Annotated in this window: 10 protein-coding genes and 2 pseudogenes; 8 read left to right on the top strand and 4 right to left on the bottom strand. The window is 65.8% G+C overall.

Features of this window, described 5'->3' with window-relative positions; translation table 11 throughout:
- Window positions 1–64: 64 nt before the first annotated feature.
- The 5 genes and pseudogenes from L0P92_RS07255 to L0P92_RS07235 form a co-directional block, all read left to right on the top strand.
- Window positions 65–229: pseudogene (locus L0P92_RS07255) on the top strand (IS5/IS1182 family transposase); the annotation flags it as partial.
- Between the two features lie 87 nt (window positions 230–316).
- Window positions 317–1,006 carry a hypothetical protein gene (locus L0P92_RS07250; RefSeq protein ID WP_234761687.1) on the top strand — a complete coding sequence of 230 codons (690 nt, stop codon included), beginning with the start codon at window positions 317–319 and terminating at the stop codon, window positions 1,004–1,006.
- A 126-nt stretch (window positions 1,007–1,132) separates the two neighbouring features.
- Window positions 1,133–2,104 (top strand): reverse transcriptase family protein, encoded by a 972-nt coding sequence (locus L0P92_RS07245; protein ID WP_234761686.1) that lies wholly within the window; start codon window positions 1,133–1,135, stop codon window positions 2,102–2,104.
- Window positions 2,105–4,331: 2,227 nt separating this feature from the next.
- On the top strand, window positions 4,332–4,622 hold the full coding sequence (locus tag L0P92_RS07240; RefSeq protein ID WP_234761685.1) for a hypothetical protein: 291 nt from the start codon (window positions 4,332–4,334) through the stop codon (window positions 4,620–4,622).
- A gap of 239 nt (window positions 4,623–4,861) precedes the next feature.
- Entirely contained in the window at window positions 4,862–5,215 is a 354-nt protein-coding gene (locus L0P92_RS07235; RefSeq protein ID WP_234761684.1) for a hypothetical protein, read from the top strand.
- Between the two features lie 190 nt (window positions 5,216–5,405).
- Here the strand turns inward: L0P92_RS07235 and L0P92_RS07230 are convergent, their stop codons facing one another.
- Window positions 5,406–6,056 carry a peroxiredoxin-like family protein gene (locus tag L0P92_RS07230; protein WP_234761683.1) on the bottom strand — a complete coding sequence of 217 codons (651 nt, stop codon included), beginning with the start codon at window positions 6,054–6,056 and terminating at the stop codon, window positions 5,406–5,408.
- A 452-nt stretch (window positions 6,057–6,508) separates the two neighbouring features.
- Between L0P92_RS07230 and L0P92_RS07225 the strand changes: the two genes are divergently transcribed.
- Both L0P92_RS07225 and L0P92_RS07220 read left to right on the top strand, forming a co-directional pair.
- Window positions 6,509–7,108: a TetR/AcrR family transcriptional regulator gene (locus tag L0P92_RS07225; RefSeq protein ID WP_234761682.1), complete on the top strand. Its 600-nt coding sequence runs from the start codon at window positions 6,509–6,511 to the stop codon at window positions 7,106–7,108.
- Between the two features lie 97 nt (window positions 7,109–7,205).
- Complete coding sequence (locus L0P92_RS07220; RefSeq protein ID WP_372497210.1) at window positions 7,206–7,364, top strand: response regulator transcription factor; 159 nt, start codon at window positions 7,206–7,208, stop codon at window positions 7,362–7,364.
- Between the two features lie 3 nt (window positions 7,365–7,367).
- On the opposite strand, the pseudogene L0P92_RS07215 reads toward L0P92_RS07220, so the two are convergent.
- From L0P92_RS07215 to L0P92_RS07205, 3 genes and pseudogenes are all read right to left on the bottom strand, one after another.
- Window positions 7,368–7,691 (bottom strand): annotated as a pseudogene (locus L0P92_RS07215) (ricin-type beta-trefoil lectin domain protein); the annotation flags it as partial.
- Between the two features lie 248 nt (window positions 7,692–7,939).
- The gene (locus L0P92_RS07210; protein WP_234761681.1) at window positions 7,940–8,878 is read right to left on the bottom strand and encodes a helix-turn-helix transcriptional regulator; all 939 of its coding nucleotides are present in this window, start codon (window positions 8,876–8,878) and stop codon (window positions 7,940–7,942) included.
- A 261-nt stretch (window positions 8,879–9,139) separates the two neighbouring features.
- Entirely contained in the window at window positions 9,140–10,420 is a 1,281-nt protein-coding gene (locus tag L0P92_RS07205) for an MFS transporter (protein ID WP_234761680.1), read from the bottom strand.
- 134 nt (window positions 10,421–10,554) lie between these two features.
- On the opposite strand from L0P92_RS07205, the gene L0P92_RS07200 reads away from it, so the two are divergent.
- Window positions 10,555–11,520 carry a helix-turn-helix transcriptional regulator gene (locus L0P92_RS07200; RefSeq protein WP_234761679.1) on the top strand — a complete coding sequence of 322 codons (966 nt, stop codon included), beginning with the start codon at window positions 10,555–10,557 and terminating at the stop codon, window positions 11,518–11,520.
- Window positions 11,521–11,717 lie beyond the last annotated feature (197 nt).

Below are 11,717 nucleotides of genomic sequence, written 5' to 3'. Positions count from 1 at the left end.
GTACCGCCCGGCGACGGGACCCAGGACGGAGCATCGGCCTGCGTGAAGCCGCTACGGGCGCGCGCAGGTATGTGCCCCGGTGGAGCATGGGATTGGCCAGATGAAGAACTACAAGCTCCTCCGCGACTGCCGACAGCGCGGCGACGGCCTCCACCAAGCCGCCCACATGCACAACCTCGCCCTCGCATCAAGATTGTGGAACCGGGAAACGCCGAGCATGGCCTGGTGAACACCATTACTCTTCTAGCCTGATGACGCGGATGGCTTGGCGGCGTTGCCGCATGCCTCATGAAGGGCTACTGCGGTGAAGCTATTTATGGACGAGTCGGGAAACGGAAACCCTTCCCAGCCATTGATCGTAGGTGCGGTTGAACTGGGTGAGGACGCAGAAGACATCGAGGAAAGAATTAAAGATCTACACAAACGCCTGGTCGCGAGGCGCAGCTTGACCGGATTTGGCAGCTTCGAAAATTTCCGCAAAGACGGTTTTCACAGCTCGAACGATCCGACAGAGATCTCCGTTCCATTTCGAGAGCTCATGCGGAACACCTTTTTCAGAGCGTATATGGTGGTCACCGATCGAACGAGTTTCCCCTCTAATACGGAATCCGAGCTAATCGAGTTCATGTACGTAAAGCTGTTGAGTGATTTGCTGATTCGACATCGCCATGAACCCAATTTTCTTTGCTACATAGAGCAGAGCGAAGAGATGACGTCGATCATTCGCCGACTCCCCGATGCCGTCGTTAGAGGGGCCCAGAAAAAGGCTGGCAGAGACACATCGTTGCCGCAGCCCGATATCTCAATGGTCACCAAGCGTGACTACATGTCTACGGCCATCATCGACTATGTCATGGCTGACGTAAGTAGATGGCTCCAGAAGGACCGCACAGATAACCCGAAAGACTATGCTTATAGAGCATTCCGCGAGGTTGAGCCGTCAATTTCCATGCTCTATTCGTTCGAGCTTGGTCGCATTTCTAGCCGAAAGGACCCTCTTCATTAATGTGTGATATACTCCAGCCGGAGGTAGGGTCGCGGTCAACGTTGTGCGCGATTTCGCGTGCGTTGCGTGATAGTCCTTGCACGGGAGTGTGGCCCTACCTCCTGACACGCCACCGCAGGGGGTACGGTGTCTTTCTCGGTTGATCAGCTAGCTGAGCAAGTTGGTACATCGGTTGAAAATCTAGAATTTCTATCCGAGCATCTCCCTGCCGGTGAAGGCCTTCTCTATGTTCAGCGCAGGCACCGCAAGAAACACGGCGGAATACGAGAAGTGTTCGAGCCCAAGCCGCCATTCAACGCCGTCAGTAAAAATCTGCATCGGAGCTTCACGAGCCAGTTCTCATATGAAGCTCCCGACCATGTTCACGGTTTTGTTCGCGGCCGCTCCACGATCAGCAATGCCAGTCAGCACCTCGCGAAGAAGTGCGTATTGCGCATGGATCTTGAGGATTTCTTTCCGTCCATCGGTGCCGCAACAATAAGGGCTTCATTGCGAGAGCAAGGCTTCGATGAGAAGGCTGCGGAACTCGCTGTCAGTCTCGTTACTATCGGCGGCAAGCTGCCAATCGGACTTAGCACGTCGCCCCTCTTGTCTAATTTGGCCTTTCTGGACACAGACCGCTCCCTTGCCGCGTACGCACGGTCGGAAGGTTTGTCGTTTACGCGCTATGTAGACGATCTCACATTCTCCGGCGACGTCACTGACCGCCACTCGACGGATATTGCTCGCATTCTTGACGACGCTGGCTGGTCGGTGAACACGCGCAAAACCGCTTTCATGCGCCGCGGTGGTCCGCAATACGTTACCGGTTTGTACGTCGGAGAATCGGACGGACCACATATCCCCCGTGCTCTGAAGCGTAAGATGCGATGGATCTTGCACGTGATATCGAAATTCGGCTATGAGGCCTATATGACCGATTTCGGTGGCGAGAATGAGGGGATGTATCGATGTCGGCTGCTGGGCTGGGCATGCTATATCGCCGCAGTCGAGCGAGACGTTGGCTTCTCACTGCTGCGAGAATTCGATCGACTAGTTCCGGAGGGGAGCGACGAGGAGCTACACGGGTATGACGAGGATCTATACGACCTGCTCTAGGGGTAGGCATGCTCGGCATTGCTCGGCTCCCCGGCTCTGCTGAGGTACACAAATCAGGCTGCAAATGACCCTGATTGAACAAGGGTTGGCCGAGCACGAGGAAACCGCCGAGTCCCCCAGGCCCTAATCGCGTGTATAGCAAAGGGCCCGCGTCTCTGTAGAAGAATCCGACACAAATCCGGGGCTGCGTCGGCTTGGGCGGCTGCCATCGGCGCAGCCGGCGCAGCCGACGCAATTCCGGATGGAACAACTGACGCAGTCGGCACTATGCTCGCTGGAAAACGTCAGGTCACAGACATGCCGCGCTGGCCAGGAAATAGGACTTGATCCCTCTACGTCTTCACAGCCAAGTACGAGGAGTTTCAGAACCGTAGGCAGGCGTCAGCAAACTGAGTCCTGACATCCACAGCTGACATCAACGACGCCGGACAGAGGCGTACGTCAGCGTCTCTGTCCGGCTGCCACGCCAGTCGACGGCAGCAGCCGGAGCAGACTCGGATCGAATTCCTAAAGCGGTGCTCATCCGGCAGTGGACTATTCGTGGACCCGCCCCGCCTGATCTGTCGCATGCAGTGACCGTGACCTGCTGCGTTACCGAGGTACCAAGGGGCCTCCGGAGTCCCTTGGTACCTGATCACTCCCTCGCGTACCGGCTCACACACTCTAGAAACGCCGTGACGCTCGCCTCATAGTCCTCAATGAGACTCGCCGTGGCGCGATCACCGGTCGCGATGGCGCTCTGGACGGCAAGTGCGCGTGCATGGACCTCTGCAACTGTTGGGTAAACCTCTCTGTGGTCGTGAAGACGCGAGTAGGCTGCCAGTCGGCCTAGTTCCCGCACTTGAGGGCTCGCTGTACCAGCTTCATCAGGGAACAGCCGGGTCAACTCCAGGGCCACAGCGAGAAATTCAGCGGGCCGATCACGTCGGACCTGTCGCTTTCGAGTGCCCTCTTCCCGCAGCCAATGGCGCCGTTGAGCCAGTGCTGTGAGGGCGCTGCCAGTCCACACGCCCGTCACCGTCGCACCGGCTGTAATCAGAACCGCCCATGTGTTGTCCGCCATCGTTGCATCATCTGACGCACCTACAGTTCGACGAAGAGGTCCGTGCCAAACCCGTGCCAGATCGTGCGGGGAACCACGGGGTACACCGGGGAACCAGTCAACCGCCCGCCAAACCCGGACACCCCTCCGCCGCAGGTCAGCCCCCGAGCAAGCCCTGGATGCCCTTAGCTTCCCAAGCTGAGGTTGCGAGTTCGGCTCTCCTCACCCACGCCAGGAAGGGGGCTTACGCCGGAGAAGCCGGCCCGAAGTGTGGGCGGTGTGCAAGCAGGGGGGATCCTCGCTTGACGGACTGATCGAGCCTCCCGCTATTCTGGTCGTCGGCCGTGCAGCGGCCGGTGGCTGAGCTGACAGATCCCGTGACCGTCGGCGATGAAGGCCCGAAGGTGCCCCGCATCCCTGTGACTGTCGCCGCCCTGTTGTAGGCGTGCCGAGTCACGGGACGCCACGTCGGATCAGGACAATCGTGGTCAGTGACCGCCGCCTCAAACTCGACGCCAAGCGACACCAAGCCACATTCGGCGGGAGTTACCAAGCTGCCGTAGAGGCTGTCAGGAGGACCCCCCGAAAGGGTACGCCCAAAGCCCGACCGGCTATGGCGCCTGTGTCTGACGGTTCCTCCCCAGACTTCCGGGACTGGCTGACCGCAGCCCGCAAGGCCGCACAGAGTGGCGACATCGCAAAGACCCAGTACATCGTCAATGCTCAGCTCGGTCTGAACTTCCGAGCGGGCCCGGACGTGGCAGGGACCCTCCTCTTGCACAGCGAGGAGTTCGACCGTACGAGCGACTCCCGGCTCCCCGGGCTGGTCCGGAGGCTGCTGCACTCGGAAACTGGATCAGATCGTCCGGTGTGGAAGCATCGTGTCCACGGTACGAGGGTCTTCCTATTCAGCGAGCTCTCCGACGAGGTGCTCGGCCTGGTCTCTACCTACGAGCCGGCCACAGAGCCCGAACCCGATGGGGTGCCGGAGGACCCCCGAGCGCGCCTTATTCTGAACAGACTCAACGCCATGGAACGTAGGACGCTCCTCGCCTGGCAGATGTCCGGGGTCCGGACTTGGCATGAGGCCGCTGCCGAGGCTGCCGGTGGTCCTCAAGATCCCCGCTTCGCTGAGCAGGTACGTCGCAAGGTGCGGCATCTGGCCAAGACGTGGAAGGCAGCAGCATGAGCCTCCTAGTCGACTCTCTGCCGGAGTTTCTCGGAGCGCTCGGCGCCACCGGAGTGGCTGGCGGTGTCGTCTGGTTCTTCCGGTGGCGTCGGAAGAACAGGGCCCGCTCATACACCGTGCTCAACACCGTGGGCACGAACGGGAACCCGGTACAGCATCTCACGACACGGCCTCCCGGCACGGTGATCACACTGGAGGTCAACGGTCGCCGCGAGCGGTTCGAGCTAACCGACGTACGCCTGCCCGACGGCACGTTCGCCGCAGAACCGGTCGACCGCTACGTGTAGACCATAGAGCTCCCGTTCCGGAGGCTCCGTCCGTCTCATTTCCCGTCTCATTCACCTCCGTTCAGGGCCGTTCAGCTAAGGACTCAAGCTGTCACCACTCAACGGCGAGTCCGCCCACGAACGCAGGTGAACGTCCCTGAACGGAGCCCACCACCCCACCACCACAGTTGGAAAGCGTGTTGGTCTTCACGGCAACGTCGGCCCACGACACCGCCAGTCGCGGCAGCTAGGTTGAGGTCGTGGACGAGGAAGCGATCACCATCAAGCTCACGCGCGATCAAGCATTCGTGCTGTCGGACTGGCTCTACCAAGTCATGTTCCAGTCCGACGACCTTGAAGGGATCGTGCACGACCGAGCCGTCTGGTCGCCGATTCACGCGATCTCCGGAACGCTGGACAAGACGCTGCGCGAGATCTTCATGCCCGACTACGGTCCACGCCTCGAAGCGGCCAAGGAGCGTCTCCGCGCCGATCTGTACGGCGGAGCCGACGAGTCGACCGCACCGGGCCAGGACACGACCGACGCACCACAAGCGCACCAGATAGAGCGGGGAACTGCGGGGAACGACGGTGAAATCGACCCAGGGCAATGAGGTCTGGTGTCAGGCAAACGACCAGCTCAGCGGCCCTGCCCACACCAAGTACCCGCAGCTTCCCAAGCTGAGAGCGCGAGTTCGATTCTCGTCACCCGCTCCGGAGAAGGGCTGAGCCCCCGAGTGTGCGCCAAGCCGAGGTCGGCTCGGCCCCTGGAGCGCTTCGGTGCCCAACCTGCAGGCGGGACGGTCAGTTCAGTACGTCCAGGGTGGCGAGGATGTCGTCCGGTTCGGCGCGGGTGGTGTAGTCGGTGTTGACGAAGGCCCAGCGGATCACGCCGTCGCGGTCGATGACGTAGGTGGCGGGTAGCGGGAGCGTGCGCGGGTGGCCGGCGTTGACGCGCTGGAGGTCGAAGCCGAGCTTGTCGTAGACGGCGGCGAGGTCGTCGGGGAGGTCGAAGGCGAGGCCGTACTGCTTGGCGGTGTCGGAGCCGATGTCACTGAGGACGTCGAAGGCCAGGTCGTGCTTCTCGGTCAGGGTGAGGGACTCGTCGGGGATCTGCGGGGAGACGGCGACCAGGCGGGCGCCGCGTGCGGTGATGGCGTCGTGGTGCTGTTGGAGGGAGCGCAGGGCGATGTTGCAGTACGGGCACCAGGCGCCGCGGTAGAAGGTCAGGACCACCGGGCCCTCGGCGAGCAGGGCGTCCAGGGACAGGGTCTGGCCGGTCGCGGAGGGGAGGCTGAAGTGCGGGGCCTTGTCGCCCACGGTCAGGGCGCGGTCGGCCTGGCCGGACTCGGCGAGTTCCTGGCCGGCGCGGCGCATGACCTCCCGGATCTCGGCGGGGATCTGCTGCTGACGTGCTTCGTAGAAGGTGCGAAGTTCGGTGGTGAGGGTGGTCATGGTGCTCGTTCCTCCTGGTTGGACGACTGGCGCGGGGGAACCGGCCGCGACGAAGCGTCCCAGCGGTGGCCGCGAGCAGATCTTGAAACAGGCGTTCCAAGATAAGGGCATGCGCGGTCCCGCGCCAGCCGTGCGGAGGTGTCGATGCGTCAGAGGCTGGTGAACGGGCGGTGGTCAGTCAGGGCGGGAGCCCCGATGAAGGCGCCGAGATGGACCACACGGCGGGCGACGAAGCGGCGGACGCGGGGGGCCGTACGCGGCCGCCCAGAGGGCTGGTATGCGATTCATGGGGCATGGTCGCGGCGCGCGGGCGCCCACCGGGCGGATCTTGGACGAAGCTGGACGCCTTCGCGCTGGTGGGCGACCTGTCCCGCTCTGTATCTGTCAGCACCTTTTGCGGCGTGCTGACGGGGGTATCTTGGAATCCCTATTTCAAGATGGCGGGGTGCAGCATGCCGGACATCAAGCACTTCGATCCGGATGCCACCTTGGAGACCGTGGTGCGACTGTTCTGGCGGCAGGGCGTGGCGTCGACCGGGATCCAGGACGTGGTGACCGCGACCGGGCTCAACCGTTCCAGCCTGTACGCCACGTTCGGCGGTAAGCAGGACCTCTACCTCGCCGCGCTGCGCCGTTACATGGAGCAGCGGTCCGAGCCGATGTTCCGGCGCCTGGCCGAGGACGAGCGGGGCCTGCCCGCGATCTCCGAGTTCTTCGGCGGCCTGATCGAGGCGCGTTGCTCGGGTGAGTACGCCCGCTGGGGCTGCATGGTCTCCAACGCGCACGCCGGCGCTGAGAACAGTGATCCTGCCGTACGCGCCGTCCTGGACCAGCACCACCGAGGGCTGCGCGAAGCGATGTACGCCGCCCTCGTCACCGCCGACCGCGAGGGTCAGCTCGCCCCCGGCGTCGATCCCGGAGCTTCCGCGGATCTGCTTGCGCTGCTCGCCTATGGCGTCAACCTGCGCTCCCGAGCCGGTGCGGATGCCGCGACGCTGGGCAGGACGGTGACCGCCGCCCTGGACTCGATCGGCGTCCGGGCGGCGGCATAGAGGTGCGCGGATCCGGCTCAACTGGGGTTGGTCGCGGGTGAAGTGCCGGGACGGAGCGTGGGGACCGCCTCACCGTTCGTGAGCGTGACGTCCTGCTGTGCTCGCCCGGGCGTACAGCAATGCCGAGATCGCCGCACGCCTCGGCATCGGCGACGAGACGGTCAAGACCCACGTCTCCCCCATCCTGACCAAACTCGACCTGCGCGACCGGGTGCACGCGGTTGCCTACGCCCACCTCCATGGCCTCGTCACATAGGTGTCAGCCGAGGCGCCACTGCTGGTTGCTGCCACCGTTGCAGTCCCACAATTCGACCAGTGCGCCGCTGGTGGTGGAGGCACCGGTCACGTCCAGGCACAGGCCCGACTGGACGCTGGTGATGGTGCCGTTGGAGTTGAGGTTCCATTGCTGGTTGGTGCCGCCGTTGCAGTCCCATGTCGCGACTTTGGCGCCGGCCGCGGTGCCGGTCGCGTCGAGGCACTTCGCGCCGCCGTAGACGGTGAGCTGCTTGGTCGACGTTGTCGTCCAGGTCTGGTTCGTCTGGCCGCGGGCGGTTTGCCTGCCGCTTCGGATGCGGGCACGGGGGCTCCCGGCAGGCCGGTGGGAGTGCCGGCAGGGCATGGCACACGGGCACCTCGCGGACGCCCGCGACGTGTCAGTTCTCTGTCAGTTCCCTGACTTTGTGGGTGCGGCCAGGCGCCTCGGATGGTGTTCTCGACCGAACGGCGCGAACTCACGCCACCGCGCCACCGCGCCGCCGCGCCGGCTCCCGGCGCGTGAAAGTGCACCCGCCACCCCGTTGATACGGATCGCGAATTTCGTCCGTGTCCTGGTCAGTCCTGGGAAGGACTTCCGGGCGCGCGCTCTGGGTGAGGGCCGTCGGCGGGTTCTGCTGCGGCGGGCTGGGCGGCCGCCAGGCTGGTGAGGAGCTTGAGGCGGTCTTCGGAGGGGGTGCCCGGTTCGGCGGTGTAGATGCTCAGGTCGTGTACCGCCCGGTCGGACAGGGGCAGCGGCAGGGAGTGGTAGACCAGTTCCAAGGGGCCGACCTCGGGGTGCCGCAACTTCTTGACGCCGTTGTGCTGGATACGGACGTCGTGGGCGGCCCACCGGGCGCGGAAGTCGGGACTGAGAGTCGACAGGTCGCCGATGAGGTCGCGCAGGGCCTTGTCGTGGGGCTCGCGTCCGGCTTCCGCTCGCAGTAGTGCGGTGGTGGTACCTGCGGCCCTGTCCCAGTCGACGAAGAAGTGCTGTGAGCCCGGGTCGAGGAAGATGTAGCGGGCGAAGTTGGGCCGGCCGCGCTTGTCGGTGGTGCCACTGTCGAACAGCGGCGCGAACAGGGCTCGGGCCAGCGGGTTGTTGGCTACGACGTCCTGACGGCCGTTCTGTACGGATGCCGAGGCCATCGTCATGGAGTCGAGCATCCACTGGATCCGGGGCGGGACCGGGACGTCCCTGCGGCGGGTGGGTGTGCGGTGCGCGGGTTTGGCGGCCCGGGCCAGGTCGAACAGGTAGGTGCGTTCGTCCTCGTCCAGCTGCAGGGCCTGGGCGACCGCTTCGACGACGTCTTCGGACACCCCGCTGATGTGGCCCTTCTCCAGGCGGGTGTACCACTCGGTGCTCACGCCCGCGAGGACGGCGACCTCTTCGCGCCGCAGCCCCGGGACGCGGCGCCGGCCACTGGTGGGCAGCCCGACCTCCTCCGGGGTGATCTTGGCGCGGCGGCTGGCGAGGAAGTCCCGGATCTCGGTGCGGTTGTCGGGTCGTGGGTCCATTTCGTCCACGGTAGCCATCGGCTGCCGTTTAGGGAGGTCGAGGTTGTACCCCCCATAAACGCGACCTTCCTCTGAACGCGACCTTCCTCGAACGCGGTGCGCCGGTTTCGTGGCTGATATGCGCATCGAAGAGCGCGAGCGACCGCCCGCCCTGAAGGTGTGTGCCGCCTGGGTCGGCCTGCTGATCATGCTTTTCGCGGTCGGGTTGATCGTTGGGCCTGACCCAGCGGACGCGGGGGTACGGCTCACTCCTCCGTCGGCTCAAGCCTGGTCGGCACGAGCGGCGGCTGCACCCCGGCCGACCGGGCCGGGTGAACCGGCGCGGTGGTCCCGTCGCAGGGCGAGGGCAAGGGTGGGGATCAGGGTCAGCGCGGCGATGGCGGTCCCGACCACGGCGGGGCCGATGGCTCCCAGGCCGGTGTCGAGGGTGCGGCCGGCGAGCCAGGAGCCGATCGCGGTGCCGAGGTTGAACGCCGAGACGGTCAGGGCCGAGGCCAGGGTGGGTGCTTGGCCGGCGTAGCGGACGGCGAGGGCCATCAGGACCGGGTTGGCGCCCAGGCCGAAGAAGCCCAACAGGGCGATCAGGACGATGGTCGCGGGGGCGGAGTCGGCCAACAGGACGACTGCCAGCAGGAGAAGGGTGGCGCCCGTGGCGGCGGTGAGGGTCACCATGTGCGGGCGGCGGTCACCCAGCCGGCCTCCCACGATCGAGCCGACAAGTGCGCCGAGTCCGAAGCCGACGAGGACCAGCGGCACCAGTCCGGCCGCGAGGCCCGCCCGGTCGGTCAGCAGGGGTGCGATGTAGGAGTACGCGGCCAGGACGCCGCCGGTCGTGGTCGCGCAGGCGGCCAGCACGAGCCACAGACGGCCGGAGCGCAGCGCGGTCAGTTCGGAGCGGATCGTTCCCGCCCGCTGGGTCGGACCGCCCTGCGGAACGGTGCGGGCGATCAGCGGGACGGCCGCCGCGGAGAGGGCCGCGAGGGCCCAGAACGGTCCGCGCCAGCCCATGAGCTGTCCGGCGAACGCGCCCAGCGGCACGCCGACGACGTTGGCCAGCATGGCACCGGCCCCTACGAGACCGAGGGCGCGGGCGCTCGCCGCCGGTCCCGCCGCGCGGGTGGCGGCCACGTTGGCGACGGCCCAGAACGCCCCGGTGGCGATGGCGGTCAGGAACCTGGCCGCGAGCAGCAGGACGAAGTTCGAGCCGACGGCGACGACCACGTGCCCGACGGCGAAGACGCCCAGGGCGAGCATCAGGGTGAGTCGTGTGGGCAGCCGTAGCGTGAGCATCGCCATGAGCGGCGCGCCGACGATCATCCCGATGGCGAAGACGGTGATCAGGAGTCCGGTCCGGGCGACGCCGACCTGCAGATCTCCTGCGATCTCGGGCAGCAGGCCGGCCACGACGAACTCGGTGGTGCCCATCAGGAACGTGCCCAACGCGAGCACGTACACGACGAGCGGAAGCCGGGCAGGAGCCGGCCACGACTGGTCGGCCTGAACGCCGTCGAGGGCGTGGAGGGTGCCTCCTCGCGTACTCAAGGTTCATCTCCGTGGGGTCGTGATCGGGTCACGTGTCCCAGGAGACCGGCATCCGCGCGGGCGGAGAAGGTCGCGTTTATAGGGGGTACAAGCTCAACCTCCCTCAGCGGCCGCCGCTGGCTACCGTGGAATGCATGGACGACCGAAGTGACCACAGAGCGGAGATCCGGGACTTTCTCGCCAGCCGCCGCGCCAAGATCACCCCGGAGCAGGCCGGGATGCCCACCAGCGGCCGGCGCCGGGTGCCCGGGCTGCGGCGCGAGGAGGTCGCCGTGCTGGCCGGGGTGAGCACCGAGTGGTACACCCGCCTGGAGAAAGGCCACATCAGCGGCGTCTCCGAGGACGTGCTCGCCGCGGTCGCCCAGGCCCTGCAGCTGGACGAGGACGAACGCACCTACCTGTTCGACCTGGCCCGGGCAGCCCGCCCCGCCGCACGCACGCCGTCCCGCCGCAGGGACGTCGCCATCCCGCCCCGCGTCCAGTGGCTGCTCGACTCCATGACGATGTCCTCCGCCTTCGTGCGCAACGGCCGACAGGACGTCGTCGCCAGCAACCCGCTGGCCCGGGCCCTGCACGCGCCGCTCTTCGAAAGCGAGACCACCGACCGGCGCGGCCGGCCCAACATCGCCCGCTACATCTTCCTCGATCCGGGCGCCCGGCGGTTCTTCGTCGACTGGGAGTCCGCCGCCGCCGTCACCGCCGCACTGCTGCGCGCGGAAGCCGGACGCGAGCCCCACGACCGGGCCCTGCGCGAACTCATCGGCGAACTGTCCACCCTCAGCCCCGACTTCCGCAGTCAATGGGCCGCGCACGACGTCCGCATCCGCCACGACGGCATCAAACGGCTGTGGCACCCCGAGGTCGGTGACCTGGAGCTGACCTACCAGTCCCTGGACCTGCCCTTGTCCCACCGGGCCATGCACGACCTGACCCTCTACACCGCCGAACCGGGCACCACCTCCGAAGACCGCCTCAAGCTCCTGGCCAGCCTTGCCGCACCCCAGCCCCAGGCAGCGCCCACTGACCAGCCGCACCAAGCCGCGCCGTCAACGCTCACCCCCCGCCCCGGCACCAGCGAGAACCGCCCACCCACGTCGTGAACCTCTTGTACAGAACAGGGACGGCCCGCGGTCGTCCGGAGAACTGCTTACGAGAGTCTGACGCGCCCCCCGTTCCCCACTCGCCTCACCGCCGCCACCGGCCACGCTTCTCCCGTCCACGACGACCACGTGGACACGAACGCCACGAGGACGAAGGAGCGGGACATGAGTATGTACGGCGATGGAAGTGAGCCCCG

Source organism: Streptomyces muensis, from assembly GCF_021474425.1.
Taxonomy (GTDB): domain Bacteria; phylum Actinomycetota; class Actinomycetes; order Streptomycetales; family Streptomycetaceae; genus Streptomyces; species Streptomyces muensis.
This window is presented reverse-complemented; position numbering and strand designations above follow the sequence as displayed.